Origin of the sequence: Dermacoccus sp. 147Ba (assembly GCF_004151355.1) — a bacterium.
GTDB classification, from domain to species: domain Bacteria; phylum Actinomycetota; class Actinomycetes; order Actinomycetales; family Dermatophilaceae; genus Dermacoccus; species Dermacoccus abyssi.
Genome location: NZ_SEHL01000008.1, coordinates 55943 through 81316 on the forward strand (window position 1 = coordinate 55943; position 25374 = coordinate 81316).

Below are 25374 nucleotides of genomic sequence, written 5' to 3' on the forward strand. Positions count from 1 at the left end.
GGACGTCACCTGCGTACTCGTGCACGTCAGCGCGGCCACCGCGACAGCAGGGGACGAAACTCCCTCCAAGGGGTGGGGGTGCGAAGGGTCGTGCCGGTTAACGTGGGGGCATGACACGCGATGACATTCACGAAGCAGCCGAGAACGACGAGCCCAAGGGCGAGAAGCCGGGCTCCGGTGCCGAGCGTTCCGAGGGCGGGAGCGGGCTGAGCGGTTCCGACGCCGGCGCCGACGCCGTGCCCGAGAACACGACGGGTGGCACGAGCCCGCGCACGCCCAACCAGAGCGACTCGCCGAAGACCGCGAACTGAGCGCGCCGACCGGCGGGTAATGGCGTCGCGGCGCGCTTCCAGGGGTGAAATCCGTTGGGGGGTACCGGTTGTCGGAGGGCGTTGCTAGTGTCGCGAACATGACCGACATGAATGCACAGCAGCCGCCCACCGACCCCGACAGTGCCGCGGCGCAGGACGCTGGCGCCGCGCGTGAGCCGTCCGGCGCCCAGGGTGGCGCAGAGACGATCGGCGCCACGCCGAACAGCGACGCGGGCCGCAACGACGCGCTTCAGCGTGACCCGCAGGAGTGGGCCACGGGTGACGAGCCCATGACCGAGGCGCAGAAGTCGTACCTCGACACGCTGGCCAAGGAATCCGGCGAGCAGCTTCCGGCCAACCTGACGAAGGCTGAGGCCAGCGAACACATCGACCGGCTGCAGGGCAAGAGCAACCGCGTCGACTAAGGTCTGCGCTCAGCGCTCGCGCTGCGGCGGGTTCGTCATCGCTTCGGCAAGTTCGTCGTGTGCGGTGCCGCCGGACTCTCGGGTGAGGCCGTCACGCGCCCCGAGGCGGTCGGCGTCCGTGCGGTGTGAGCTCACCTTGAAGCGGCCCTCGAAGCGCTCGATCGGCAGCGAGATGCCGACAATCTTCGTCAGCATGTCGTCGATGTAATCGCCGGGGGCTTGCCCCATGCGCCAGGGGTTGTCGCGCCCGGCCTCCATCGCGCCGGTGAGCCGGGCGACGACGCCGCGCACCCACTTCGGGTCGTCGTGGACGACGAGCGGCCCCCACGCGTGAACGACGAGGTAGTTCCACGTCGGCACGACGCGGTGGTGCTCGGCCTTGCTCGGGTACCACGTGGGCGAGATGTAGTGCTCGCCGCCGCCGAACGTTGCGAGGCTCGTGCCCACGTGTTTGCCGTCCTCCCACAGGGGGTTCGCGCGGGCCACGTGTCCGACGAGGGCCTTGCCGCTCGGCGTCTCGGCATCGTCGACGGCGAGTAGTGGCACGAGATCGGCCTGCGGCGTCACGCCGTCATGTGTGATGAGCGTGGCGAGGGGGTGGGCGCCGACGAACTCTGCGAGCACGTCGACGTCGTCGACCCGGTCGTGGTCGGGGTTGTAGCCCATGCGTCGACTCCTGTGCTGACGTGCGATGTTGCGAGTTCCGGACGTGACGACGGCCCGCGCGGGCGGCCGATCGGGCCGGTGAGGCCTCAGTGTCGCACTGTGTCGGGCGGATTGGCGGGCGACCTCGCGGCACCGGTGTCGGTGGCTGCCGCTAGCGTGAGCGCATGTCGAACACCCGTCACCTCAGCGTCGTCATCGCCCGTGAGCCGGAGGCCGTCTACGCCTTCGCCCGCGATGTCGAGAACCTGCCGCGCTGGGCGGCGGGCCTCGCGACCGCCGAGGTGCACCCGGGTGATCGCGACGGCGAACTCGTCGCCGAATCTCCCATGGGCACAGTGACGTTCGCGTTCGCCCCCGACAATCCGTTCGGGGTGCTCGACCACGACGTCACACTGCCGGACGGCGCCGTCGTCCACAATCCGCTGCGCGTCCTCGCTCACCCGGACGGCGCGGAGGTCGTGTTCACGCTGCGGCGCCTCGCGATGAACGACGAGGAATTCGACCGCGACACCGCGATGGTCGAGGCAGACCTCGAGCGGCTCAAGGGGTTGCTCGAAGCGCCCTGATCCGCCGCCGCTCGACGGCCCTGAGCCGCGGATTGCCGCGCGGATTTCCGCCTCTGGGCGGAGGCGCACCCTGAGTCTCGGCGCTAGCGTCGAGACATGAGCAAGAAGTCAGCGTTCGACGTCGGCCCGTCGCCGGAGGAGGTTCGTCGCGTCGCGCAGGAAGCACGAGACCTCCCGCGGGAACAGCTCGAACGGGGCGTGCTGGGATGTCTCGGGCTCGTCGTCGCGGTGTGGGCCGTGACGGTGGCGGTGGTCGCGACGAAGCTGCCGGAGCGGGTTCCGACGCACTGGTCGGGTGAGACGCCCGACGGGTGGTCGAGCCGCACGGGCGCCATCGCCCTGTTCGTTCTCACGCCCATTGCCATCTCGGCTCTGCTGGTGCTCGTCAGCGGGCTGGTGATGCGCTGGCCCCAGAGCATCAACGCGCCGCAGAAGGAGGAGTGGCTGCGCACACCGCAACGGTTGCGCACGCTCGAGCGGCTGATGCGGGAGGACATGGTGCTTCTGTCGGCGCTCATCTTCGCGCTCTTCGCCCTCATCACCGCGACGACGGGCTGGGCCGCACATCAACCCGGTGGCGCCATGCCCGGCTGGCTCATCGGCGGGGTGCTCCTCCTGTTCGTGGTGGGCATGCTCACCTTCCTCGTCACCCGGATGCTGGGCAGTCGCTACACGCCGACCGACACCGTCGACTGAGCACATGCGTCGCCCCAATCGCCCCGAGTGTCGGCGCGGCAGGGCACAGTGGGGGCATGGCTGAGATGTGGAGAGACGACGAACTCGTCGTGGGCGAGTTCACCTTCGACGCGCTGCGCTGCGGCCCGAGCGACGGCGAGACGATCCTTCTGCTGCACGGCTGGCCCGAGTCGAACGCCCAGTGGCGCGACGTGGGCCCGATTCTCGCCGAGGCGGGCTACGACGTCGTCGCCCCGAACCTGCGCGGCTACGCGCCCGGTGCGCGCCCCGCGGGCGTCGAGGCGTACGGCGTGGAGCAGCTCAGCGGAGACGTCGTCGGCATGATCGAGGCGCTCGGCACGGAGCGCGTGCACCTGGTCGGCCACGACTGGGGCGGCATCATCGGGTGGTTCGTTGCCGGCGAGCACCCCGAGTTCCTCACGACGTACACCGCCGTCAGCACCCCGCACCCGCAGGCCGTCGTGCGCGCCACGATGGCAGACCCCGAGCAGCACGAGAAGCTGCAGTACATCAACCTCCTACGTCAGGAGGGGGTGGCCGAGGAGAAGCTCGCGGCCGACGACTGGGCGTACCTGCGCCGGATGATCGGCAACCTCGGCGGCGCGCGCCTCGACGAGCATCTGCGTCTGCTCGGCCAGCCCGGCGCCCTCACCGCCGTCCTCAACTACTACCGCGCCTACCGCCCCGAGACGGGCCTCGCGCTTGGCCCCGTCACCGTGCCGACGACGTACGTCTGGGGCAACACCGACGTGGCCTTCGGACGCCGCGCCGCCGAGGGCACGGCCGACTTCGTCGAGGCGCCGTACACCTTCGTCGAACTCGACGAGGGTCACTGGATCAGCGACCTTCAGCCCGAGCCGTTGGCCGACGCGATTCTCGCCCGGGTGCGCGAGTGATCAGCGCGGCAGCATCATGCCGAGCGAGTGCGGGGCCGTCTCGACGAAGCCGAGTTTCGCGTAGAGCGGGCGCCCCGGCTCGTCGGCCATGAGCGTGACGTAGGGGCGTGGCGGCGCTTCCTCACGGATCTTCGCCAGGAGCGCTTCCAGTACCGCCTGCCCGAGGCCCTTCTTCTGGTGCTCGGGCAGCGTCGCCATGTCGGCGATGTGGAAGTACCAGCCGCCGTCGCCGATGACGCGGCCCATCGCGACGACCTCGCCGCTCGCGCGATGACGCACGTGCACCCACGCCCACGAGTTCACGAGTGCCGGTTCGCCCTGGGCCTCGGTGACGGGTGACAGGCCCGAATCGGCGCGCAGCCGCAGGTAATCCGCGAGTGACGGAGGCGAGAGCGTGAGGTCGTAGTCGGGGTGCACGGTGGCTCCTTTCGGGTCAGGGGGTCGTCGTGGTGAACAGTGGCCTCAGAACAGGCTCTGCTGGCTCATCGTCTCCGGGGAGCGCACGTCCGCCGGGGCGATGCGTCGCCCGCGCAGCGCGTCGAGGTCAACGACGAGGGGGGCGTCGTCGTCATTCACGGTGGCGAGGGCGACCCCGCCGACAACGGCGGTCGGGGTGAGGCAGTGTTCGCCGCGGCTGAGGGGGTGCGGGTACGTGCCGAACACACTGTCACCGGTGAAGAACCCCGCGTGCTGCGCTGGTGGCTCCCACGGGTCGAGCGCGAGCTCGAGGCCACTGGCTTGGAGGAACGCGCGGGCGTGTTCGACCGCGTCGGCGTGGGCGACGTCGAGGCGCTCGCGGGAGAGCGGTTTCGTGAGGGAGCCGGCCTTGCTGCTCCTGTGTTTCGTCTGCGGGATGCCGGTCTCGGCCGTCACCGCGTCCTCGTGCACGCGGACGGCGGTGCCGTCGGCTGCTCGGGCAATGTAGGTGGCACGCACGGCGCCCTGCTCGTCGAGGCGTGCCCTCCCGCGCGACGCCGACGCGGTGCCGACCTTGCTCGCGCCGTCCGCGAATGTCGCGATGTAGAGCCAATGCGGCCGCGCGAGATAGCCCGTCAGCGACTCGGGCACGTAGCCCCCGCGGTGCACGTGATGCATGAAGCGCGAGTCGTCGCGCTGGGCACATTGCTCGCACTGCACTCCGACGGTGACGGTGCGCCGCCCGTCGCAGGGCACGTGGCGGGCGTCGCCGGGGCGGGCTGCGTCGAACCGGCCGGTGCAGAAGCGGACGTCGGGCTGGACGCGGAACGCCATGCGGCGGTTCATGATCGGCGCGCGGAGCCGTTCGCCGTGGTCGGTCAGGACGACGAGGTGCGGCTCACCGCCCGCCCACGAGGTGGTCTGCACGAGAGCAGGGGCGTCGGAGCGCCAGAAGTCGTCGTGCATGGTGCCCAGCAAACCACGGTGGCGGTCGGGTCGAGTTGGCCGGTCGTCGCGGCTGACGCAGGTCGGCGCGCCTGATGCGTTGTGAGCGGGTTCAGAGTGCGTCACGTGCACCGAAGTGCATCAGCTGCCCGCGCGTTCGGCGGAACACGTGCGGCTCGTTCCCTGTTGTCTCCTGCGAACCACGACCCCGAACGAGGAGTTCGACATGTCGAAGATTCTCTTCGTCGTCAGCGCAGCCACGAACTGGACGCTCGCGGACGGCACGCAGCACCCCACCGGATTCTGGGCCGAGGAGCTGCTCGCCCCGTACCGCCTCTTCACCGAGGCCGGTGACACCGTCGAGTTCGCGACGCCCGGCGGCGTCGCACCCGTCGCGGACGAGGCGAGCCTCGCCCCCGAGATGAACGACGGCAACGACGTGCGGCCCGAGCTCGACGCCATCGACGCGCTCAAGCAGCCGCTCAACCTGTCCGACGTCGCACTCGACGACTACGACGCCGTCTTCTACCCCGGCGGTCACGGCCCGATGGAGGACCTCGCGGTCGACGCCACGTCCGGCAAGCTCATCGCCGATACCCTCGTAGCGGGCAAGCCCGTCGCCATCGTCTGCCACGGCCCGGCGGCGCTGCTGCCCGCGCGGGACGAGAACGGCGACCCGGTCGTCAAGGGCCGCAAGCTCACCGCCTTCTCCAACGAGGAGGAGCGCGCAGGAGGCAACGCCGACAACGCCAAGTGGCTGCTCGAAGACCGCCTCCGTGAGGACGGCGCCGAACTCTCCGTCGGTGAAGCGTGGCAGCCCAACGTCGTTGTCGACGGCGACCTGCTCACCGGCCAGAACCCGGCCTCCAGCAAGCCCCTCGCCGAGGAGCTCAAGAAGCGCCTGGGCTGACGCGTCGCCGCGCCCGAGCGCCTCAGGGCGCTGGGTCGATCTCGGTGCGGTTGGGCAGGGTGTGCGACTACCCAACCGCACCGAACTCTGCCCAAGGAGGCTCCGCACCCGAGGCGCGTGGAGTCACGTTGTGGGTGGCGGGTGTCATGCTCGATTCATGAAGACACCAGAGGGCGGGCACACCACCAACTACGCCGACACTCTCATCACGGTCGCACCAGACACCCGCGCCGTGGCGGGCTCGCCGCCGCCCACCGGCAAGGGCAGCGTGGCCGAGCGTCAGTTCGCGCTGCTCCATGGGCATGACTACGAACTGACGAGCGACGACGTTCTGTTCACCGTGAGCGCCGATCGCAGCGGTGTCCCGGACGGCGAGCGTCACGCCGCACGCGAGGCCTTCTTCTCCAACGGTCAACCGTGCCTGCGCACGTCACCGCTTGCGAAGACGTACGGGTGGGGTTTCCACTTCGACGCCGACAGCCGCGTCGCGCTCGTGGCCGTCGACTCGCCCCGTTACGCCGAACTCGTCGAGGACGACGCCGTGACCAAGCACCCGGCCATGAAGTCGCGTCGTTGAGCGGTTTTCGAGCGCTCTCTGAAGCACCTCAGAGCCTCGAGGGGTGAGGAACCCCACCCCTTCCGTCTTGGGTGAACCGCACATCGGTGACAAGGTGGAAAGGCGAATCCGTTGCGGCAGCGCTTTCTTCGCCTTGCCTACGGGCCCGCTGTGGGGGCTGCCGTGACCTGTTGACGACAAGGAGGTCACATGGCGAACTCATCCGACGCTCCGCCAGAGAGCGAAGCATCACAGGGCGCGTCCGCGTTCGACGAACACGCGTCCACTTACTCGTCCACCCTGCAGAGTTCCTTCCCTGAACTCGACGTCGAGGTGCGCGACTCGGCCAAGCCGATCGCCCCGCACCTGCAGATCGCGGAGGAGGACGACGACGAGACCATCACCGAGAAGCTGAAGCTCCAGGGAGTTCGCCTCGGCAAGGGAATGGTTTCCCCGCGGGTCTTCTGGCCGGCGCTCATCGTCATCCTCGCGGTCGCCGTGGTCGGCATCGCCGCCCCGGAATCGACGAGTGACGTCCTCGTCGACATGCAGTCGTGGATCGTCACCAACTTCGGTTGGTACTACATGCTTGCGATCGGCTTCTTCATCGCCTTCACGGCGTTCGTGGGCTTCAGCAAGTACGGCACCATCCGTCTCGGCCGCGACGGGGAAGACCCTGAGTTCGGGCTCCTGTCGTGGTTTGCGATGCTCTTCGCCGCCGGCATGGGCATCGGCCTCGTCTTCTACGGCGTCGGCGAACCGCTCACCTACGCGACGAGCGACCCGAAGCCGGGCTGGGAGGGCAGCGAGACGGAGAAGGCGCAACTCGCCATGGCGCAGACCTTCCTCCACTGGGGTCTGCACCCGTGGGCGGTCTACGCCGTCATCGGTCTCGCGCTCGCGTACGCCATCCACCGCCGTGGTCGTCCGATCTCGATCCGCTGGGCCCTCGAGCCCCTCTTCGGCGATCGGGTCAAGGGCTGGCTCGGCGACCTCGTCGACGTCCTCGCCATCTTCGGCACCGTCTTCGGTGTCGCCACGTCGCTCGGTCTCGGCGTGCAGCAGATCGCGTCGGGCATGAAGTCGATCGGCATCGTCGACAACACCGACAACGCCGTGCTCGTGACGCTCATCGTCGTCATCACGTTCCTGTCGACGCTCTCGTGCGTCTCGGGTCTCGGCAAGGGCATCAAGTACCTGTCGAACATCAACCTGAGCTTCGCGGGCCTGCTGCTCATCTCCATCCTGCTGCTCGGCCCGACGCTGTTCCTCTTCCAGAACTTCGTCGAGTCGCTCGGCGTCTACCTCGCCAACGTGCTGAACATGACGTTCGACGTCGGTGCTTACACGGGTGAGAAGGGCGCCACCTGGAACGCGAGCTGGACGATCTTCTACTGGGGCTGGTGGATCTCGTGGGCACCCTTCGTCGGTGTCTTCATCGCCCGCATCTCGCGCGGTCGCACGATCCGCGAGTTCATCGCGGGCACGCTGTTCGTGCCGACGATCGTCGGGTTCCTGTGGTTCTCCGTGCTCGGTGGCACGGGCCTCGACCGTGAGCTCTTCGGCAAGGGCGGTCTCGTCGACCCGAAGGAGGGCGTGGACGCCTCGACGGTGCTGTTCACCGTGCTCGAGGACCTGCCGCTCGGTTCGGTGCTGTCGATCCTCGCCATCGCACTGGTGGCGGTCTTCTTCATCACCTCCTCCGACTCGGGTTCGCTCGTCGTCGACATGCTGGCCTCCGGCGGTCACCCCAACCCGCCGACCTGGTCGCGTGTGCTGTGGGCTGTGCTCGAGGGTGCGCTCGCCATCGGTCTGCTCCTCGCGGGCGGTCTGAGCGGGCTGCAGTCCGCGGCGATCGCCACGGCGCTGCCGTTCAGCGCGGTGCTCATCCTCATGTGCTTCGCCACGCTGCGAGCGCTGCGTGCGGACCTGGCGCTGCGCCGTCGTGACGAGACGGCCGAGCGCATCCGAGCGCTGCAACAGGAGTTCCAGGAGAGCTTCGACCAGCACTTCGGCCGCCACGTCGAGCCGCGCATCGACTACCGCATCTCGCGGACGACGTCACCGCGCGGCGGCGGACGCGGCGTCCCGACGTCGCCTCCTCCCGAGGCCGACTGACGCTGCGGCACGCGAACGGCGGGCCACCCTCACGAGGGGTGGCCCGCCGTTCGTTGTGGGCGGCCGGATCGAACCCGCGTCAGCGCAGGTCGCGCGGGAGCTGTTCGAGCATGCGCAACCATAGCTCCGACGCCGTCGGGTAGCTCGGCACGGCGTGACGCAGCACGCTGACAGGCACCTCGCCGACGATGGCGATCGTCGCGGCGTGGAGCAGTTCAGCCGCGTCCGGGCCGACGAACGTGGCGCCCATGACGACGCCGCGACGGCGGTCGACGACGATCTTCGCGCGCCCGTCGGCATCGTCACGCAGCAGCGACGTTCCGGCGGCGGTGCCGAAGCCCACCTCGGAGGTGACGACGGCGTCGTCGCCCAGCGCGGAGCGCGCCTCGGCCTCGCTCTGGCCGACGGAGGCGACCTGTGGGTCGGTGAAGACCACCTGCGGCACCGGCACGTTCGCGGGAGCGGGAGCCTCGTCGGCACCCGCGAGCTTCGAGCCGAGCACGCGCGCCTCGTACTTGCCCATGTGGGTGAGCGGGGCGCCGGGGCCGGCGTCGCCGACGGCGTGCAGCCACTCGGGCAAGGTGCCGCTTCGCACGTCGTCGGCGGACAGACCGAGCGCGTCGAGGCCGACGTCGGCGAGGTTGGGGCGGCGTCCGGTCGCGACGAGAACCTCGTCACCGGTGAACGTGCCCGACGCGGACGTCGTCACCGTCACCTCGCCGCCGTGGATGCGCCCCAGGCCCGTGTCGTCCGCGTGCTCACGAACGGCGGAGGTGACGTCGGCGCCGAGGACGACGGCGATGCCCGCCTTCTCGAGGGCGGAGCGCACGATGTCGCCCGCGAACGGTTCGTTCTTCTCGAGCAGTGCCGGGCCGCGCACGAGCATGCGCACCTGCGAACCGAGGGCCGCCATCCACGTGGCCGCTTCGACGGCGATGACGCCGCCACCGACGACCAGGAGCCGCTCGGGCACCTCGACGACGCCCGTCGCGTCACGCGAACCCCAGGGGCTCACGCCGTCGAAGACGGGCGGAACGACCGGCACCGAGCCGGTCGCGAGCACGACAGCGCGATCGGCCGTGACGGTGCGCGTGCCGTCGGGGCCGCTGACCTCGACGCGCTTCTCCCCGACGATGCGGCCGTGGCCGCGCACGAGCGTGATGTCGGCGCCGTCGGCCCACTTCACCTGGCCGGAGTCGTCGTAGTGCGACACCCACGTGTCGCGGCGGGCGAGGAGCTCCTTCGGCTGGACGGCAGCGTCTTCGACGCCGGGCAGGTGCGCCGTCGTGTGGGCCACGTCGATGGGGCGCAGGAGCGCCTTGCTCGGCATGCACGCGTAGTACGAGCACTCGCCGCCGAGCAGTTCGCCCTCGACGAGCGCGGCGCTCAGGCCACCCTCGACGGCGTACTGGGCGACATTCTCACCCACCGGCCCGCCGCCGATGACGACGACGTCGGCGTTGAGTTCGTCAGTGTCAGTCATCCGGGTCAGTCCTTCGCGGTGGTGGCGGGGGCGCCGTAGACGAGCTCGACGTACTCGCGGTGACGACCGATCCAGCCCTTGATGAACGGGCACAGCGGCAGCACCTTGCGGGTGCCCTCGTCACGCACGTCGTCGAGCGCGAAACGGGCGATCTGCGAGCCGACGCCCTTGCCCTCGTAAGCCGGGTCGACCTCGGTGTGGGTGAACACGGCGAGCTCGTCGGTGAGCTGGTACTCGGCGAAACCGGCCAGCGCGTCACCGTCCCACGCCTCGTAGCGGTTGGCTTCGGTGTTGTGCTTCATGGTCAGGTCGGACATGGCGATCTCCTCGGGGGATCTGGGTGCGTCGGGACGGTCGGATCGGAGGCGGGGTCAGCCGCCGATACGGCCGCGACGGTTGCGCGGGCGCAGGTGGACAGGCGGGATGGGCGGTGCCGGAATGCGGTCGGTCTTGCCGGTGTAGCCCTCGACGTGGCCGAAGCGCGGGTCCCCGGCCTCGTACTGTTCACGGGCTTCGACAATCTCCTCGTGGCTGCGGCCGACGAAGTTCCACCACATGACGATCTCCTCCTCGAACGGCTCGCCGCCGAGCAGAACGAGACGGGCGGGGAACTGGCCGATCGAGAAGTGCAGCTGCGAGCGGCCCGGGTCGAGGCACGCGAGGTCGCCGCGCTTGAGCTGCGTCCCCTCGAACGTCACGTCGCCGGAGTCGACGAGGACGGCGTGCTCGAACGACGAGTCGACGTCGAGGGTGAGTTCGGTGCCCGCCTCGAGGCGCAGCTCTGCGCCGAGCAACGGCGTGTACGTCGTCATGGGCGAGCGATCGACGCCGGGCAGCTCACCGAGGAAGACGAGCGCGACGCCGGCGAAGCCACCGTCGTCACCGGTGAGGTCGACGTCGTCTGGGGCGTGGTGCTCGAACGCGCGTGCCGTCTCGCGGTCGGCGTCCGGCAGCGCAACCCACAGCTGGACGCCGTGCAGTGTGTCGGTCTCCGGCGTCGAGACCTCCGAGTGGGCGATGCCGTGACCGCTCGTCATGAGGTTCATCTCGCCGGGGCGCACCATGCCGTGCACGCCGCCGGTGTCGCGGTGCTCGATCTCGCCGTCGAACAGCCACGAGACCGTCTGCAGGCCGGTGTGCGGGTGCGGCGGCACGTCCATGCCGTCGCGTTCGAGGTCGCGCACGGGCTCGGGGCCGTAGTGGTCGACGAAGCACCACGCGCCGACGAAGGAGCGATCCTTGTGCGGAAGGGTGCGGCGCACCTCGAGCGATCGCATGCCGCCGAGGGGAACCTGACGGGCCTCGAGTACCTGGACGGGGACGTCGTTCATGTGAACCTTCGTTTCTCCTCGCGGTACGTCGTCCTGGCGGACGGCGCGGCGGGCACGTTCGGTGCAACGACTCGCGGCGCCTACCCCTTCCCGCACCCCGCTCGGGGCGCGTCGCGGACACGAGCGTGCATCTGAAACGTATGACGCCGTCGGCGCCCCGGCAACGTCGGTCAGCGTCTCGGGGGCCGACGGCCGTTAGGTTGGGCCCGTCCCCCGAACGATTCGGCCGGGCCGCCCACGGTGCGGTGCGGTGAGAAGGAGTCCGACATGAGCGGTGGCGACCCGGAGCGCCCCTACATCGACAAGGTTCAGCCCCTCACGCACGCGGCGATGATCGAGGCCGCGAAGAGCTCGCGCGCCGCGTCGAAGGAGGCCGGCCTCGACGTCGGGCTCATCGAGCTCGTCAACACGCGCGTCTCGCAGATCAACGGCTGCGTGACGTGCCTGAGCGTCCACGTGCCCGCCGCCCGCGACGCCGGCGTCGACCCGCTCAAGATCGACCTGCTGCCCGCGTGGCGTGACGCCGACCTCTACACCGACGTCGAGCGCGCGGCGTTGGAGCTGGCCGAGGCCCTCACCAACCCGCGCGAACTCGATCTGCGCGCGGCCATCGCTGACGCGTCGGACATCATGTCGACGGAGGCGCTCGCGGCCCTCGAGTGGGCCATCGTGCTCATCAACGCGTTCAACCGCGTGTCGATCGCGAGCGCGCACCCGCCGCGCCGCCGCCGCTGATCTCGACGACGATCGTGGCGAGTGCCGCCACGCCGAACGCGACGAGGGAGGCGCTCAGCCACGTCGGTGCGCTGAGGCCGATGGCCTCGCCGATGGAACGCCACATGTCCGACCACGCGCCGAGCGTGCCGGGCGCGACGAGCTCGTAGGCGACGAACCCGGCTGCCCAGGCGACGAGCATGAGCGGACGCGAGGGTGCGTCGACGGTGGTGTTCCAGCGGTGACGCCCGCCGAACAGGTAGTAGTCGACGAGGAAGACGCCGAGCAGCGGCACGAACACCGAGCCGATGAGGGCGAGGAAGTGCGCGAAGCCGTAGATGTCGACGGCGAGGGCGAGCACCGTCGAGGTGACGCCGAGCGCGATCGAGATGAGGCGACGGTCGAGGCGCGGCGCGATGTTCTGCAGGGACACCGTCGTCGAGTAGACGTCGACGAAGCACTGGTCGATCTCGCGCAGCGTCAGCACGAGGAAGCACAGCGAGCCGCCCGCGACGCCGAGGAAGATCGAGAACACGGCGTCGCCGTTGCCGCCGGCCAGCAGCAGGGTGATGATGCCGATCGAGTAGACCGCGATCTGGGTGACGCAGTAGCCGAGGTAGCTGCCGAGCACCGCGGCGCGGTGGGACGTGGAGTGGCGCGCGTAGTCGCCGGCGACCGGGACCCACGAGACGGACAGCGCGATGATCGCGTCGACGGCCACCATCCAGCCGCCCCAACCGTGCCCGGCGTGGGCCGGCACGTCGCGGGTGAGCAGCTGCGAGGCGAGATAGATGAGCGTGACGATGACCGCTACCGTCACGTACTTGCGCAGCACCTTGACCCAACGCAGCGGGTAGAGCGCGAGCAGCGTCGTCACGGCGCCGATGACGACGACGATCGGCCAGCGCGGCAGCTCGGGCCACAGGGTGCGGGCGGCCATCGTCGTCGTGACGATCTCGAACGTGCCCCAGCCGAGGAGCTGGATCATGTTGAACACCGTCGGCACGTACGACAGGCGGCCGCCGAACAGGCCGCGCAGCATGACCATGGCGGGCTGACCCTGCTGCGACGACGCGAGGGCCATCGCGGAGACGCCGGCCGTGCCGACGAGGGTGCCGACGACGAGCGCGAGCACGGCCTGCCCCATCCCCATGCCGGGCTCGCCCAGGGGCTGCAGGACGACGATGGCGCCCGCGAACGCGAGCAGGCTCATGCCGAGGTTGCCCCACATGCCGAGCTGGTCGAGCAGGCCGAGGTTGCGCGGGGCCGGCCCGCCCTCGAGGGTCGTGGGCACGTCGTGGAGGTCGTCCACGTCGGGGGTGCGTCGGGTGGCGGTGCCCTCGTTCTGCGTAGCGGCGCTCGCGGTACTCACTGGCGTGCTTCCCTCCTGCCGAGCTGAGCCGGGGGAGGCGGCTCGCGCGGGTCGTCGATGCGCCGGATGACGCATCGGCAGACTATCGGCGCGAAAGTGCCAGAAATTTCGTTTGGCACGGACGTGCCACGGCGGGTTGGGGACAGGTTTGCCGGGTGGGTGGACCGATTCTGTAGACGTTCGGCGTCACATGCGACGCCGAACGTCTACAGAACCCAGCGTTCGCCGCGCTTCAGCGGCCTTCGACGTGCAGGGGCGTGTTCGCTGGGTCGACGACCTCGGCCTTGAGCGGCGGCGGGGGAGGCGTGCCGCCGTCGCCCCACGTGTTGGCCTCGAGGTGGTCGCGTCCGTGCGGGGTGAGCCAGCCGTCCAACGCCGGACCCTTCGGGACGATACCCGTCGGGTTCACGTCGGTGTGGACGATGTGGTAGTGCTCCTTGATCTGCACGAAGTCGTTCGTGTCTCCGAACCCCGGCGTCTGGAACAGCTCTCGGGCGTAACCCCACAGGTTCGGCAGCTCGTCGAGCTTCTGCCGGTTGCACTTGAAGTGGCCGTGGTAGACGGCGTCGAAGCGCACGAGCGTCGGGTAGAGGCGAACGTCGGCCTCGCTGATGCTCGGGCCCATGAGGTAGCGACGCGTCTCGAGCCGCTTCTCGAGTTGGTCGAGCGCTGACCAGAGTTCGTCGTAGGCCTTGTCGTACGCCTCCTGCGATGTCGCGAAGCCGCACTTGTAGACGCCGTTGTTGACGGTGTGGAAGACGAACTCCATGAGCTCGTCCATCTCCTCGCGCTGTGCCTCGGGGTAAAGATCGGGTGCGCCCGCGCGGTGGAATTCCTTCCACTCAGTGCCGAAGTCGAGCGTCATCTGGTTGAAGTCGTTCGTCACGACCTCGCCGGTGCGCTCGTCGACGATGGCGGGCACCGTGATGCCGCGCTCGTAGTTCGGGAAGCGCTTGTTGTAGGCGTCGCGCAGGAAGTGGATGCCGAGCACGGGGTCGACGCCGCCCGGGTCGAGATCGAAGGTCCAGCTGCGTTCGTCGTGGGTCGGGCCGGCCATGGCGACGGAGATGACGTCGTCGAGGCCGTAGAGGCGGCGCGCGATGAGCGCACGGTTCGCCCACGGGCACGCACGTGCCGCGGCGAGGCGGTAGCGGTGCGCCTCCACCGGGTAGCCGTCCTCGCCGTCGCGGGTGATGCGGGTCTGGATGTAGTTGGTGTCGCGCTTGTAGGAGCCGCTCTTGTCGGCCATGAGTCCCCACCTCTCATCGGATTGCCCTTCGACCGTAGCGCCCTGTGCGCCGCCGCGAACAGTCGCAGGCGTCTGGATCAGGAGAGCGTGAGGAAGAGTTTCTCGAGCGTCTTGGCGTTCTCCTCGCTGACGGAACCCTCCTCGGCGAGGCACTGCTGCAGCCCCGAGGAGAGGATGGCGAAGCCGGCCCTGTCGAGGGCGCGACTCGTCGCGGCGAGTTGCGTGACGACGTCCTGGCACTCGGCGCCACTCTCGATGAGTCGGATGACACCGCCGAGCTGACCCTGAGCCCGCTTGAGGCGGTTGAGCACGGGCGTCATGTCATCGGGTGAGAGCTGCATGGCAAGCCTTTCGGTTCGGTGGTCGCGGGGCCTCGGTGGTGCCCGAGGGAGACGGTGCCGCCCCGGCGACGCAGAGTCCCAGCATACGGGGTGGGGTATCGAATGTCGCTCCCGTCAACGTCGGGCGCTCCCCGGATCATCCGTAGCGGAATCCGCGGAAATGCGGGCGAAGGCACCCCGCTTGATACGGGTGGGGGTATCTGTGATCTACTGGAGCCAGATACCCCAGGGGGTATAAATCGAAGCGAGACGCGGCCCGGTGGTCGCGCGGAAGGAGGGCACGATGGTTGCCATCGTCCCGATCGACACGCCGTCACTCGGCGACCGCTCCTACTTGGCCCACGACGGCGAGGTCGCCCTCGTCGTCGACCCGCAACGCGACGTCGACCGCGTCCTCGCGGTGGCGGAGCGCGAAGGGGTGCGCATCACGCATGTCTTCGAGACGCACGTCCACAACGACTACGTCACCGGGGGCCGGGCGCTCGCGAACGAGACCGGCGCTACGTACCACGTCAACGCGGACGACGAGGTCTCGTTCGAGCGCGTCGGTGTGCGTGACGGTGATGTCGTCACCGTCGGCAGCATGAGCGTCACCGTCCTCGCGACACCAGGCCACACCTTCACCCACCTGTCGTACGCCCTCGCCGGCGACGAGGGCACGGTCGGCGTCTTCTCCGGCGGATCGCTGACGTTCGGCTCGACCGGGCGCCCCGACCTGCTCGGCGAGGAGAACACCGACGCACTCGTCCACCACCAGTACGACTCCGTCCAGCGCCTCGCCTCCGAACTGCCCGACGAGGCGCAGGTGCTTCCGACACACGGTTTCGGCAGCTTCTGTTCCGCGACGCAGTCCGACGCTGATTCCTCGACCATCGGCACCGAGAAGCGCACCAACCCGGCCCTGACGAAGAGCGAGGACGAGTGGGTCGAGGAGATCCTCGCCGGCCTGTCCGAGTGGCCCGCGTACTACGCGCACATGGGGCCGGCGAACGCCGACGCTCCGCAGGACGCCCCTGATCTCACCCTGCCCGCCACCGTCGACAAGGATGAGATCCGTGCCTCCCTCGAAGCCGGGGAGTGGGTCGTCGACCTGCGCAATCGCGAGGCGTACGCCAAGGGGCACGTCGGCCGCACGGTCAACTTCGGCGTCGACGGCCAGTTCGCCACGTACCTCGGCTGGATCATGCCCTGGGGCGCCTCGCTCACACTGCTCGGGGACAGCCCCGAGCAGGTCGCCGAAGCGCAGCGCGAACTCGTGCGCATCGGCATCGAGCGCCTCCGGGGGCAGGCCACGGGCGCTCCGCAGGAGTGGACCGACGAGGCGCTCCAGTCGTTCGAGCGCGCCACGTTCGCCGACCTCGCTCAGGTGCGTCACCACCGCGAAGTGACCGTCCTCGACGTGCGACGCGCCGACGAGTTCGGCCCGTCCCGCATCGACGGCGCCGTCAACGTGCCGCTTCACGACGTGCTCGAGCGCCTCGACGAGATTCCTTCCGGCGAACTGTGGGTGCACTGCGCAGGTGGCTACCGCGCCTCGATCGCGGCCTCCCTCCTCGCAGCTGCGGGCCACCACGTGGTCGCCGTCGATGACAGCTTCGCGAATGCAGCCGAGACGGGCCTGAGCCTGGTGGCAGGCTGATCCTCGTGCTCATCGCTCTTGTCGCTGGGGTGGTCGTCGGGCTTCTCATCGGTGGCCTCGGCGGAGGTGGCGCCGTCCTCACCGTCCCGGTGCTCGTGTACGCGGTGGGCAAGGATCCGCACGAGGCGACGACGGCGTCGCTCGTCATCGTCGGTCTTAGCTCCCTCGTCGGTCTCGTGCCGCACCAGCGTCGCGGCGCCGTGCAGTGGGGCCAGGGCCTGACGTTCGGTGTGCTGGGCGTCGGCGGCGCCTACCTCGGCACCCGCGCAGCGGCCGGGGTGGACGGCAACCTCCTGCTCGCGATGTTCGCCGGCTTGCTCGTCGTCGTCGCGGCACTCATGATCCGCAAGGCGCTCGTGGGTTCCGCAGACGTCGAGGACCGGCCTCGCGACGTGCTTCACTTCGACGACGAGGGCAGGCGTGACGTCGGCGGAATCGTGAAGCTCGTCGTGACGGCGACCGGGGTAGGGTTGCTCACCGGCTTCTTCGGCGTCGGTGGTGGATTCGCCATCGTCCCGGCTCTGACTCTGGTTCTCGGCTACGGCATGCCGTTTGCCGTCGGTACGTCGCTGCTCGTCGTCACGATCAACAGCGCCAGTTCGTTTCTCTTCCACTCCTCCGGTGGGAGCGTCATCGATTGGTCGATCGTGACGCCCTTCCTCGCCATGGCCGTCGCGGGTGCGCTCGTTGGTGGCCGACTCATGACGAAGATCCCGAAACGTACCCTGCAACTCGGATTCGCGTCCTTACTTCTGCTCGTCTCGTTCTACACGGCGTGGCGCGGCATTCCTCACCTGTTCTGATCAACCTCTCGAAGGAGAACCCCCATGACCATCACGCCCCGTATCGACGCCGCCGGCCTCGCCTCGGCGAACTCGGACGACCTGCTCCTGCTCGACGTGCGAACGCCTGCCGAGTACGGAACCGCCCACATCCCCGGCTCGATCAACGTGCCGGTCGATCTGCTCGACGCGAACGCCGCCGTCATCGGTGGTCGTATCGATAGGGACGCCGTGCTCATTTGCCGCGCCGGGCCGCGCGCCGAGCGCGCTCAGCGAGCACTCGCCGGTGTCGGTGTCACCCGCACGTCGGTGCTCGAGGGTGGATTCGAGGCGTGGCGTGACGCCGGCCAGGACGTCGAGTACGGCGAGGCACGCTGGGATCTCGAGCGGCAGGTGCGCCTCGTGGCGGGTTCCCTCGTCGCCACGGGTGTGCTGGCGAGCACGCTCGTGCCGAAGGCGAAATGGCTCTCGGGCGCGGTCGGCGGGGGTCTCGTCTTCGCGGCCCTGTCGAACACCTGCGCCATGGGCAACCTGTTGTCGAAGCTGCCCTACAACCAGGGTGCCGGCGCGCCGTCGGTGCGCCAGGTGACGGCTCAGCTGCGTTGAGGGCGGGCCCCTCGCTCGTCCCGCTACCGTGTGGCGCATGAGTGACGCGCCCTCCGGACTGACCCGTGTTGCCGTCGTCGGCGGCGGAATCGCGGGCCTGACGTTGGCCGCGGCGCTCGACCCGGCGCGCTTCGACGTCACCCTCGTCGAGGCCCAACCCGAGCGGACGACGGGTGCCGCGCTCGGCCTGTGGCCCGGCGCTCGCCGCACGCTCGCGCGCCTCGGTATCGCACTTCCCGCGCCGACGAAGGCCGACCACGGCGGCCTCTACCGCCTCGACGGCGCCCGCGTCGCGACGGTCCGCGGCCCGGATCTCGCCATGGTGATGCGCCCGGCCCTCATGGAGGCGCTCGCTGCGGCTGTGCCCGGAAGCGTTCGTCGCGTGATGGCCGAGGTCACCGATCCGAGCACCCTCGACGCCGACCTCGTCGTCGGCGCTGACGGCGTGCGCTCGCGGGTGCGGGGCCTCGTCCAGCCCGGCGCGGCCGAGCGTCGTGAGACGCCCTACGTCACGTTGCGTGGCATCGTGCCCGCCGGCGCTGCGGCCGGCAGGTTGCGGCCACTGGTCGGTGAGTACTGGGGCGCCGGAACGCTGTTCGGGCTCGCGCCGGTCGGGGATGCGCTCTACTGGTTCACCGGACACGTGAGCGACCTCGGCCCGGAGCCGCTCGACGTGACGACCGTGGTCGCCGAGGCGCGCGAGCGCTTCGCCGCGGCTGCCCCGCATCTGCGGGAGGTGCTCGACGCCGCGGGCGATGACACACTCGCGACCCGCCTGTGGGTCACGCCGCCGATGCATCGCTACGTCTCCGGGCGGTACGTCGTCATCGGCGACGCCGCCCACGCCGCTCTGCCGAACCTGGGACGCGGTGCGAGTGACGCCGTCCTCGATGCGGCCTGCCTGGCGCGCACCCTGAACACCAATCGGTCGCTCGCATCGTGGCAGGTGCGCCGACTGCCCGTCACCCAGGTCGCCCGCACGGCGGCCGGGTGGGGAATGCGGGTTGCCCTGTCGCCCACCCGCGATCTCCTGTGGCGGCGGCTCGGCACGAAGTAGGCACCTGATCCCGTCGTGTGCCCCAGGGATGTTTCACGTGGAACCACACACCCCTGCGGGTTGAATCTCATTTGAATTGAATGATTCTCGACGACCCACTGTTCCCCCTCGTGAGAAGTGAGATCACTTCACGAAGCACGAAGGGAGATCCATGACCTACCGCATCGAGAACCCCGCCACCGGCGTCGTCGAGAAGGAGTTCGACTCCACCTCCGACGCCGACGTGCGCGCAGCCGTCGAACGTGCCCACGCAGCTTTCGACACTTGGCGTCGTGAATCGGCTCAGACGCGCGCCGACGCCATGAAGCGCGTCGCCGATGCCTACGACGAGCGAGCTGACGAACTGGCGCGCACCATCGCGACGGAGATGGGCAAGCCCCTCACAGAAGCCAAGGGCGAGGTCGAGCTGGCCGGCTCGATCTTCCGTTGGTACGGCGAGCACGGCCCCGCCCTGCTTGAGGAGGAGAAGCTCGACATCGGTGACGAGGCGTCGTCCGTCGTCGTGACCGACCCGATCGGTGTGCTCATGGGCGTCATGCCCTGGAACTTCCCGCACTACCAGGTGGCCCGCTTCGCGGCGCCGAACCTCATGCTGGGCAACACGATTCTGCTCAAGCACGCGTCGATCTGCGGCTCGTCCGCTGTGCTCATCGAGGAGATCCTCCACGCTGCCGGGGTACCCGAGGACGCGTACATCAACCTCTTCGTCAGCAACGACCAGGTGACGAGCATCATCGAGGACTCGCGGGTGCGCGGCGTCTCCCTCACCGGGAGCGAGGGCGCCGGAATCGCCGTCGCGGAAACGGCGGCGAAGAACCTCAAGAAGAGCGTGCTCGAACTCGGCGGGTCGGACCCGCTCATCGTCCTCGACGACGTGGATGTCGCAGCGACGGCCGAGGCGGTCGCCAAGGCGCGGATGAGCAACGCCGGGCAGGCGTGCAACTCGCCGAAGCGAATCTTCGTGCCGCAGGCCATGTTCGCCGAGTTCACCGACGTCGTCGTCACGACGGTCGGGGAGCTCAAGGTCGGCGACCCGCTCGACGAAGCCACCGAGATGGGTCCGCTGTCGTCGATCGAGGCGCGTGACGGCGTCGTCGAGCAGGTGCGCAAGGCCGTCTCCGAGGGCGCGACGCTGCGTGCCGGCGGTGATGCGCTCGACAAGGACGGCGCATGGATGGCGCCGACCGTGATCACCGGCGTCACGAGCGAGATGGACGCGTACGCCGAGGAGATCTTCGGCCCGGTCGCGATGATCTTCCCGTACAGCTCAGTCGACGAAGCCGTGCGCGTGGCCAACGACTCGTCGTTCGGCCTGTCCGGCTCCGTCTGGGCCAAGGATGTCGAGAAGGCTGAAGAGATCGCTCGGCGCCTCGAGGTCGGCATGACCTACGTCAACGAACACGGCACGACAAAGGCCGGTCTGCCCTTCGGCGGCGTGCGCCGCTCCGGGTACGGGCGCGAGCTCGGACGATGGGGATTCACCGAATTCGCCAACACGAAGCTCGTCCGAGTCGCCTCCTGATCGAGGGTTCTTCGACGCGCCGGTCGCCGGCGGGGAGACTGGTGGCATGACTGCTGACACGCTCCTCATCGGCGCCGGCGACCTCGGCACCGAGATCGGCCTTCGTCTCGCTGCGGCCGGGCGCTGCGTCGTCGCCGTCCGACGACGGGCAGCACTCGTGCCCGCTCCGCTCGTCGGTGTGGCGGGCGACGTTTCGGACAGACTGCCTGATCTGCCCGCCTTCGACGGTGCTGGTGACGGTCCACGCCTCCTCGTCATCTGCCTCACCGCGGGCGGCCGAAGTGAAGAGCGGTACCGTGCCACCTTCCTCGACGGTGTCGACGCCGTTCTGCGTGACGTCGCAGCACGCGGCTGGGCGCCGGAGCGGGCCCTGTTCGTCTCGTCGACCGGCGCGATGGGGCATGCGCAGAACGGCGACGCGTGGGTCGACGAAACCTCGTCCGAAGCGGCGGACACCCCCACGGGCCGCGTGCTCGCCGAGGCCGAGCAGAACTTCCTCGCGGGCCTGCCGGTGGGAACGCGGGGCATCGTCGTGCGCCCCAGCGGTCTCTACGGACCGGGACGCGAGTGGTTCATCGACCAGGTGCGTGCCGGCAACCTCGCCGACCCCGACCGCATGACGAACCGCATCCACCGCGACGACGCCGCGGCGGCCGTCGTCCACCTGCTCACGGTGAGCGCCGAAGCCGACGAGCTGTACCTGCTCACCGACGACGCACCTGCTCCGGCGCGCGAGGTCGCGACGTTTCTCGCGCGCGAACTCGGCGTCGACACCGAGCCGTTCACGGGACACGAGGGCGCGGCGCGCCCCTCGGCCACCCGGCGGCTGAGCAACGCGCGCCTGCGTGGAACGGGCTTCACCCTCACCTACCCGACGTTCCGCGAGGGCTACGCGAGCATCCTCGCCGGTGAGGGCGAGCGTCATCCCTGACTGATCGCCAACGTGTAGGTTGTGCGTGAAATATCGCGCACAACCTGACCTTTCCCGAATCACCGGGGCGCTCCGCGAGATTCAGCCCGAGGGTGATCATGGCTGAAACCTTTCCGAGAAACGGATATCAGCATGACGTTACGCGGTTGACGTAATAGTCACCTACACCCATAAGGGTGCTTATTTGCGTGGGCGCTTCTTGCGTAACAGAGCGGCACTGAACAGCATTGTGGCGCCAAGGGTCGCTCCGAGAAGAACCCCCATGAGGACGACGCGGTTGAACATGCCGATGGGGGTGGGCGCGCCCAGGAAGTACCACGTGCCCGTGGTGAAGTAGATGTACGTCTGGTACGCGATGGCGAAGAGGATCCACGGGGAGGCCAGGATTCCGGTGGCGGCCAGCACCGAGGCGCCTGCGTTGCGCAGGGTCTCCTCTACGCGCACGACCGGGGTGGTCGATGCGCGTCGCTGGACCAGCTGGGTCTTCATGAACTGAGAATAATAAGAAACCGTCTGGTTTCCTACTTTCACGTCCCAAAGTTCGAGTTATGCGAGTTCCACTCGGCGGAGAAATCGCGAGTCGGACGACCGTCTCTTAATTTGTCGAGCCTACGTCAGACAACGGAAATTCGTCGGCCTAAGCTGCGCGCGCCCTCACTGCACGACGTCGAACTCCGCGAGCCGGATGCCGTTGGAGTACGTCTCGGTGTTGCGAAGGCGTAGATCCGTTCGACCGATCCCTCGGGCCCACAGCCGCTTACCCGAACCGAGGACGACGGGGAACTCGAGCAGCGTGAACCCGTCGACGAGCCCGGCAGCCAACAGGCTCTGAACGAGGGCCGCCGAACCGTGGACGAGGATCGGGCCGCCGTCGGCCTCCTTGAGCTTTGCGACCTCGTCAAGCGAACGCAGCACGTGGCAGTCGGCCCAGTCGATGTCGGTGACGGCCGCCTCGTCCAACGTCCGCGAGACGACGTACTTCGGCATGGCGTTGTACGTGGCGAAGTCGTCCATCGTCGGCCAGACGGGGGCGAACTCCTCGAACGTCACGCGGCCCAGGAGCAGCGCGGAGGCCTCCTCCTGTTCGCGACCCTTGACGGCGTAGGCCTCCGGGACGAACTCGATGTCCTTGAACGTCCAGCCCGCGTGCTCGTACTCACCGCCGCCGGGGGAGTCGACGACGCCGTCGAGGCTGATGAATTCGGTGACGACGATGGGGCGCATGGGGTTCCTCTCGGGCGGGGCGCTCGGCTCCGCCCAAGGCTGCCACGCGCCCGCAACCGCGAAAGGGCAGTGCCATGGGCTGATCGTATGAGCCTCGGGCCGACGACGACGGTGCGCCTTCTGCGCAGCCTGCTCGTTGCCGCCCTCACGGCCTGTAGCGCCGGCATCGCCCACGTCGTCGGGGGCGCCCACGAAGCGCCCGTCGGGCTGCTCGTCCTTCTCACCGCCGTCGGCACGCCGATCATGTTCACGCTGAGCAGGCGCCGCTGGAGCTTCGCCCAGATCGTCGTCGTCATGGGCCTCGCGCAGGTTCTGCTGCACGCCGTCATGACGATGTCGATGCCGGCCGGGCACCATGTGCAACCGCAACTTGTCGAGGCCGACGAGGGCTGGACGCAGATGGCGGCCGCTCACATCGTCGCCACCGTGCTCTTCTCGCTGTGCCTCGCGTACGGCGAACGCGCACTCGCGTGGACACTGCGCCGCGTCCTGCCGCACCTCGTCGTCCCCGCCTGGGGCCAGTTCGTCGTCCGCCACACGACTTTCGACGCCGTCCGAGTGCCTCGTCCGACGTTTGTGCGCAGCCCTCGCGCCTCCCGCGCGCCGCCTGCGGTTTTCGTTCTCTCGCACTGATTCCCACCCCACGCGCCCTCACCGGGACGCGCTACCTGCGCACCCCGAGTGATCGCGGCGCCGCCGCCTGTTCGAAGGACGACAATGCGTCGTCGAAGAGCCCCCAGAGCACGTCGTCCACTTCGTCGAAGGTGACGATGGCGACCTCCCTCAAAGCCTCAGACGGTTGGGCCAAGGCAGCCGAAAGCGGCATGAGCGCCGCTTTCGGCACCTGGAAGAACACGGGTAACGAGCCCGTCGTCATCACCGGCGCGAGCGGCGACGCCGGGCCCGTCCAACTCCACGTCACGACGAAGACCGCGAACGGCATGGAGATGAAGCAGACGTCGAACTTCACGCTGGCGCCCGGTGGCACCTTGAAGCTCGCCCCTGGTGGCAACCACCTCATGTTCATGAAGCTGAGCAAGGCGCTCGCGGCCGGCGACGAGCAGCAGCTCACCGTCACCTTCAAGGACGGTTCGAGCACGAAGCTGACGTTCCCCGTGCGGGCCTACGACGGCGCCAAGGAGAAGTACTCCGACGCCGGGTCGGGTGACGCGTCGCCGTCGTCCGGTGCATCGGGCACGTCAGAAATGCCCGGCATGACGCACTCGTCGTCGCACTGATCCCACTCGTCCCGACACGGCCGGGCGCGAGGCTTCACGCCCCGCGCCCGGTCCGGAGGAACCCATGGAGAACTTCTTCGCCGGCCCCTGCCCGGTGACGAGCGACGACGGAACGCCGGCAGTTCGTCCCACGCGACGAGGCGTTGTCGCCGGCGCGCTCTCCGGCCTCGGCGCCCTGGCGCTCACCGGTTGCGAGGCGCAGTCTCGCGGCTCGTCGTCGGCGTCGAACTCGTCGTCGGCGGCGACATCGGCCCAACGCGCCACCTGGACGGTGGCCTCCGGGCCGCCGCGTCAGAGCGGCGTCACGACGAAGCCCGGCACGCACGCGCACTGGGTCGGGCTCGACCTACCGGACGACGCGACGAAGGACGAACTGCGTCGCGCCCTCGTCGTCCTCGACGACGCGGCGGCGCGCTTCGTCAAGGGCGCGTCACCCCTGCCCGACGTTGCCCACGAACTGGCTCCACGAGCCGGGGACGTGGCGATAGCCGTCGGCGTCGGCCCCCGCGTCTTCGACCTCGACGGCATGCGGGCCGAGGCTCCCGCGTGGCTGAAGCCCATTCCGTCCATGACGATCGACGACTTCGAGAAGCCGTGGAAGCAAACGGATCTCGTCGTCCAGGTCGACACCGACAACCCGGTCACGGTGAGTCACGTCGTCGGCCAGCTCGTCAGCGCACTCAAGGGCACGGCAACCCCGCGTTGGCAGCAACGGGGGTTCGCCGCTGGAGCTCGCCCGAGCGACGGCGGGGTGACGCGAAACCTCTTCGGTCAGCTCGACGGCATGGAGCAGCCGAACGTCGCGGGCACCGAGGCGGGCCGCGTGTGGAACGCGGCCCAGCCCGGCGCGTCCTGGATGGAGGGGACGACCGGCATGGTCATCCGCCGCATCCGCATGAACGTCGACGTGTGGCAGTCGCTTGACCGCACGGCTCAGGAGAACGCGATCGGCAGGCGCCTGACGAACGGCGCTCCGCTCACGGGGACGAAGACCACCGATCCGATCGACCTCGAGAAGACCGACGAGCTCGGCCTCACCGTCATTAACCCTGCGGCGCACGTGCCGCGGGCTATGCCGAAGAAGACGGGTGAGCGGATCCTGCGGCGTCCGTACAGCTACGAGGTCGCGCGTGACGACGGCACGAGTGATCGCGGGCTCGTGTTCGTCGCGTTCTGCGCCGACGTGGTCAGACAGTTCGTCCCCATCCAGCAACGGTTGGCCGAAGCCGACCTGCTCAACACCTGGACGACACCGATCGGCTCGGGGGTCTACCTCCTGCCTGCGGCGCCACGTCCGGGCCGCTACCTTGGTCAGGACATCGTCGAGGCCTGACGGCGCGCTTCCCGCCCACCCGCGTGGGCGGGAGTTCCCCGTATGC

General features: G+C 69.2%; 28 protein-coding genes and 1 pseudogene. 18 read left to right on the forward strand and 11 right to left on the reverse strand.

Annotated features, from left to right (window positions below; translation table 11 throughout):
* The first annotated feature begins 110 nt into the window (after positions 1–110).
* Positions 111–311: a hypothetical protein gene (locus EVU97_RS11180; RefSeq protein ID WP_047310919.1), complete on the forward strand. Its 201-nt coding sequence runs from the start codon at positions 111–113 to the stop codon at positions 309–311.
* A 98-nt stretch (positions 312–409) separates the two neighbouring features.
* Positions 410–736, forward strand: a complete 327-nt coding sequence (locus EVU97_RS11185; RefSeq protein WP_129665833.1) for a DUF3072 domain-containing protein — start codon at positions 410–412, stop codon at positions 734–736.
* 9 nt (positions 737–745) lie between these two features.
* On the opposite strand, the gene EVU97_RS11190 is transcribed toward EVU97_RS11185, so the two are convergent.
* Positions 746–1402: an FMN-binding negative transcriptional regulator gene (locus EVU97_RS11190; protein WP_129665835.1), complete on the reverse strand. Its 657-nt coding sequence runs from the start codon at positions 1400–1402 to the stop codon at positions 746–748.
* A 164-nt stretch (positions 1403–1566) separates the two neighbouring features.
* On the opposite strand from EVU97_RS11190, the gene EVU97_RS11195 reads away from it, so the two are divergent.
* From EVU97_RS11195 to EVU97_RS11205, 3 genes are all read left to right on the forward strand, one after another.
* A complete protein-coding gene (locus EVU97_RS11195; RefSeq protein ID WP_129665837.1) occupies positions 1567–1968 on the forward strand; it encodes an SRPBCC family protein in 402 nt (133 codons plus the stop codon).
* A 96-nt stretch (positions 1969–2064) separates the two neighbouring features.
* Positions 2065–2664, forward strand: coding sequence for a DUF1648 domain-containing protein (locus EVU97_RS11200; protein ID WP_118913591.1), 600 nt, complete (start codon positions 2065–2067; stop codon positions 2662–2664).
* A 56-nt stretch (positions 2665–2720) separates the two neighbouring features.
* Positions 2721–3560 (forward strand): alpha/beta fold hydrolase, encoded by an 840-nt coding sequence (locus EVU97_RS11205; RefSeq protein WP_129665839.1) that lies wholly within the window; start codon positions 2721–2723, stop codon positions 3558–3560.
* Here the strand turns inward: EVU97_RS11205 and EVU97_RS11210 are convergent, their stop codons facing one another.
* Together EVU97_RS11210 and EVU97_RS11215 are read right to left on the reverse strand one after the other, a co-directional pair.
* Positions 3561–3977, reverse strand: coding sequence for a GNAT family N-acetyltransferase (locus tag EVU97_RS11210; protein ID WP_129665841.1), 417 nt, complete (start codon positions 3975–3977; stop codon positions 3561–3563).
* Positions 3978–4022: 45 nt separating this feature from the next.
* Positions 4023–4943, reverse strand: a complete 921-nt coding sequence (locus tag EVU97_RS11215; RefSeq protein WP_129665843.1) for a DUF2797 domain-containing protein — start codon at positions 4941–4943, stop codon at positions 4023–4025.
* A 205-nt stretch (positions 4944–5148) separates the two neighbouring features.
* Between EVU97_RS11215 and EVU97_RS11220 the strand changes: the two genes are divergently transcribed.
* The 3 genes from EVU97_RS11220 (at position 5149) to EVU97_RS11230 (ending at position 8506) form a co-directional block, all read left to right on the forward strand.
* Complete coding sequence (locus EVU97_RS11220) at positions 5149–5832, forward strand: type 1 glutamine amidotransferase domain-containing protein (protein WP_129665845.1); 684 nt, start codon at positions 5149–5151, stop codon at positions 5830–5832.
* Between the two features lie 157 nt (positions 5833–5989).
* Positions 5990–6409, forward strand: coding sequence for a DUF6157 family protein (locus EVU97_RS11225; protein WP_118913589.1), 420 nt, complete (start codon positions 5990–5992; stop codon positions 6407–6409).
* A gap of 189 nt (positions 6410–6598) precedes the next feature.
* Entirely contained in the window at positions 6599–8506 is a 1908-nt protein-coding gene (locus EVU97_RS11230) for a BCCT family transporter (RefSeq protein WP_129665847.1), read from the forward strand.
* Between the two features lie 79 nt (positions 8507–8585).
* Here the strand turns inward: EVU97_RS11230 and EVU97_RS11235 are convergent, their stop codons facing one another.
* From EVU97_RS11235 to EVU97_RS11245, 3 genes and pseudogenes are all read right to left on the reverse strand, one after another.
* Complete coding sequence (locus EVU97_RS11235; RefSeq protein ID WP_129665849.1) at positions 8586–9989, reverse strand: NAD(P)/FAD-dependent oxidoreductase; 1404 nt, start codon at positions 9987–9989, stop codon at positions 8586–8588.
* Between the two features lie 5 nt (positions 9990–9994).
* Positions 9995–10327: pseudogene (locus EVU97_RS11240) on the reverse strand (GNAT family N-acetyltransferase); the annotation flags it as partial.
* A gap of 33 nt (positions 10328–10360) precedes the next feature.
* Positions 10361–11320, reverse strand: a complete 960-nt coding sequence (locus EVU97_RS11245; protein WP_129665851.1) for a pirin family protein — start codon at positions 11318–11320, stop codon at positions 10361–10363.
* A 267-nt stretch (positions 11321–11587) separates the two neighbouring features.
* Between EVU97_RS11245 and EVU97_RS11250 the strand changes: the two genes are divergently transcribed.
* Entirely contained in the window at positions 11588–12055 is a 468-nt protein-coding gene (locus tag EVU97_RS11250) for a carboxymuconolactone decarboxylase family protein (protein ID WP_129665853.1), read from the forward strand.
* Here the strand turns inward: EVU97_RS11250 and EVU97_RS11255 are convergent.
* The 3 genes from EVU97_RS11255 to EVU97_RS11265 form a co-directional block, all read right to left on the reverse strand.
* Positions 12006–13406, reverse strand: coding sequence for a cytosine permease (locus EVU97_RS11255; RefSeq protein WP_205744894.1), 1401 nt, complete (start codon positions 13404–13406; stop codon positions 12006–12008). The genes EVU97_RS11250 and EVU97_RS11255 overlap by 50 nt on opposite strands.
* A gap of 232 nt (positions 13407–13638) precedes the next feature.
* Entirely contained in the window at positions 13639–14655 is a 1017-nt protein-coding gene (locus EVU97_RS11260; protein ID WP_129665857.1) for a glutathione S-transferase family protein, read from the reverse strand.
* A 77-nt stretch (positions 14656–14732) separates the two neighbouring features.
* A complete protein-coding gene (locus EVU97_RS11265; RefSeq protein WP_047310930.1) occupies positions 14733–14996 on the reverse strand; it encodes a metal-sensitive transcriptional regulator in 264 nt (87 codons plus the stop codon).
* Between the two features lie 283 nt (positions 14997–15279).
* Here EVU97_RS11265 and EVU97_RS11270 point away from each other — a divergent pair, with 283 nt between their 5' ends.
* The 6 genes from EVU97_RS11270 to EVU97_RS11295 all read left to right on the forward strand — a co-directional run bounded on the left by EVU97_RS11270 (position 15280) and on the right by EVU97_RS11295 (position 21533).
* Positions 15280–16635, forward strand: coding sequence for an MBL fold metallo-hydrolase (locus tag EVU97_RS11270; RefSeq protein ID WP_129665859.1), 1356 nt, complete (start codon positions 15280–15282; stop codon positions 16633–16635).
* 5 nt (positions 16636–16640) lie between these two features.
* Complete coding sequence (locus EVU97_RS11275) at positions 16641–17438, forward strand: sulfite exporter TauE/SafE family protein (protein ID WP_129665861.1); 798 nt, start codon at positions 16641–16643, stop codon at positions 17436–17438.
* Between the two features lie 24 nt (positions 17439–17462).
* Positions 17463–18023: a rhodanese-like domain-containing protein gene (locus EVU97_RS11280; RefSeq protein ID WP_047310932.1), complete on the forward strand. Its 561-nt coding sequence runs from the start codon at positions 17463–17465 to the stop codon at positions 18021–18023.
* Between the two features lie 37 nt (positions 18024–18060).
* Positions 18061–19080, forward strand: coding sequence for an FAD-dependent oxidoreductase (locus tag EVU97_RS11285; RefSeq protein WP_129665863.1), 1020 nt, complete (start codon positions 18061–18063; stop codon positions 19078–19080).
* 151 nt (positions 19081–19231) lie between these two features.
* Complete coding sequence (locus EVU97_RS11290; protein WP_129665865.1) at positions 19232–20602, forward strand: NAD-dependent succinate-semialdehyde dehydrogenase; 1371 nt, start codon at positions 19232–19234, stop codon at positions 20600–20602.
* 46 nt (positions 20603–20648) lie between these two features.
* A complete protein-coding gene (locus EVU97_RS11295) occupies positions 20649–21533 on the forward strand; it encodes an SDR family NAD(P)-dependent oxidoreductase (RefSeq protein ID WP_129665867.1) in 885 nt (294 codons plus the stop codon).
* Between the two features lie 180 nt (positions 21534–21713).
* On the opposite strand, the gene EVU97_RS11300 is transcribed toward EVU97_RS11295, so the two are convergent.
* Complete coding sequence (locus EVU97_RS11300) at positions 21714–22022, reverse strand: hypothetical protein (protein ID WP_129665869.1); 309 nt, start codon at positions 22020–22022, stop codon at positions 21714–21716.
* Between the two features lie 165 nt (positions 22023–22187).
* A complete protein-coding gene (locus EVU97_RS11305) occupies positions 22188–22757 on the reverse strand; it encodes a dihydrofolate reductase family protein (protein WP_129665871.1) in 570 nt (189 codons plus the stop codon).
* A gap of 87 nt (positions 22758–22844) precedes the next feature.
* On the opposite strand from EVU97_RS11305, the gene EVU97_RS11310 reads away from it, so the two are divergent.
* The 3 genes from EVU97_RS11310 to EVU97_RS11320 all read left to right on the forward strand — a co-directional run bounded on the left by EVU97_RS11310 (position 22845) and on the right by EVU97_RS11320 (position 25328).
* Positions 22845–23390, forward strand: coding sequence for a hypothetical protein (locus tag EVU97_RS11310; RefSeq protein ID WP_129665873.1), 546 nt, complete (start codon positions 22845–22847; stop codon positions 23388–23390).
* Between the two features lie 137 nt (positions 23391–23527).
* Entirely contained in the window at positions 23528–23995 is a 468-nt protein-coding gene (locus tag EVU97_RS11315; protein ID WP_129665875.1) for a copper chaperone PCu(A)C, read from the forward strand.
* Positions 23996–24059: 64 nt separating this feature from the next.
* Positions 24060–25328, forward strand: a complete 1269-nt coding sequence (locus EVU97_RS11320) for a Dyp-type peroxidase (RefSeq protein ID WP_129665877.1) — start codon at positions 24060–24062, stop codon at positions 25326–25328.
* The last annotated feature ends 46 nt before the right edge of the window (positions 25329–25374 follow it).

Bases quoted from the DNA above. Each gene is read 5' to 3' on its own strand.
- EVU97_RS11180 (WP_047310919.1), top strand. From the start codon at position 111: ATGACACGCGATGACATTCACGAAGCAGCCGAGAACGACGAGCCCAAG.
- EVU97_RS11185 (WP_129665833.1), top strand. From the start codon at position 410: ATGACCGACATGAATGCACAGCAGCCGCCCACCGACCCCGACAGTGCC.
- EVU97_RS11190 (WP_129665835.1), bottom strand. From the start codon at position 1,402: ATGGGCTACAACCCCGACCACGACCGGGTCGACGACGTCGACGTGCTC.
- EVU97_RS11195 (WP_129665837.1), top strand. From the start codon at position 1,567: ATGTCGAACACCCGTCACCTCAGCGTCGTCATCGCCCGTGAGCCGGAG.
- EVU97_RS11200 (WP_118913591.1), top strand. From the start codon at position 2,065: ATGAGCAAGAAGTCAGCGTTCGACGTCGGCCCGTCGCCGGAGGAGGTT.
- EVU97_RS11205 (WP_129665839.1), top strand. From the start codon at position 2,721: ATGGCTGAGATGTGGAGAGACGACGAACTCGTCGTGGGCGAGTTCACC.
- EVU97_RS11215 (WP_129665843.1), bottom strand. From the start codon at position 4,943: ATGCACGACGACTTCTGGCGCTCCGACGCCCCTGCTCTCGTGCAGACC.
- EVU97_RS11220 (WP_129665845.1), top strand. From the start codon at position 5,149: ATGTCGAAGATTCTCTTCGTCGTCAGCGCAGCCACGAACTGGACGCTC.
- EVU97_RS11225 (WP_118913589.1), top strand. From the start codon at position 5,990: ATGAAGACACCAGAGGGCGGGCACACCACCAACTACGCCGACACTCTC.
- EVU97_RS11230 (WP_129665847.1), top strand. From the start codon at position 6,599: ATGGCGAACTCATCCGACGCTCCGCCAGAGAGCGAAGCATCACAGGGC.
- EVU97_RS11235 (WP_129665849.1), bottom strand. From the start codon at position 9,989: ATGACTGACACTGACGAACTCAACGCCGACGTCGTCGTCATCGGCGGC.
- EVU97_RS11245 (WP_129665851.1), bottom strand. From the start codon at position 11,320: ATGAACGACGTCCCCGTCCAGGTACTCGAGGCCCGTCAGGTTCCCCTC.
- EVU97_RS11250 (WP_129665853.1), top strand. From the start codon at position 11,588: ATGAGCGGTGGCGACCCGGAGCGCCCCTACATCGACAAGGTTCAGCCC.
- EVU97_RS11260 (WP_129665857.1), bottom strand. From the start codon at position 14,655: ATGGCCGACAAGAGCGGCTCCTACAAGCGCGACACCAACTACATCCAG.
- EVU97_RS11265 (WP_047310930.1), bottom strand. From the start codon at position 14,996: ATGCAGCTCTCACCCGATGACATGACGCCCGTGCTCAACCGCCTCAAG.
- EVU97_RS11270 (WP_129665859.1), top strand. From the start codon at position 15,280: ATGGTTGCCATCGTCCCGATCGACACGCCGTCACTCGGCGACCGCTCC.
- EVU97_RS11280 (WP_047310932.1), top strand. From the start codon at position 17,463: ATGACCATCACGCCCCGTATCGACGCCGCCGGCCTCGCCTCGGCGAAC.
- EVU97_RS11285 (WP_129665863.1), top strand. From the start codon at position 18,061: ATGAGTGACGCGCCCTCCGGACTGACCCGTGTTGCCGTCGTCGGCGGC.
- EVU97_RS11290 (WP_129665865.1), top strand. From the start codon at position 19,232: ATGACCTACCGCATCGAGAACCCCGCCACCGGCGTCGTCGAGAAGGAG.
- EVU97_RS11295 (WP_129665867.1), top strand. From the start codon at position 20,649: ATGACTGCTGACACGCTCCTCATCGGCGCCGGCGACCTCGGCACCGAG.
- EVU97_RS11300 (WP_129665869.1), bottom strand. From the start codon at position 22,022: ATGAAGACCCAGCTGGTCCAGCGACGCGCATCGACCACCCCGGTCGTG.
- EVU97_RS11305 (WP_129665871.1), bottom strand. From the start codon at position 22,757: ATGCGCCCCATCGTCGTCACCGAATTCATCAGCCTCGACGGCGTCGTC.
- EVU97_RS11310 (WP_129665873.1), top strand. From the start codon at position 22,845: ATGAGCCTCGGGCCGACGACGACGGTGCGCCTTCTGCGCAGCCTGCTC.
- EVU97_RS11315 (WP_129665875.1), top strand. From the start codon at position 23,528: ATGGCGACCTCCCTCAAAGCCTCAGACGGTTGGGCCAAGGCAGCCGAA.
- EVU97_RS11320 (WP_129665877.1), top strand. From the start codon at position 24,060: ATGGAGAACTTCTTCGCCGGCCCCTGCCCGGTGACGAGCGACGACGGA.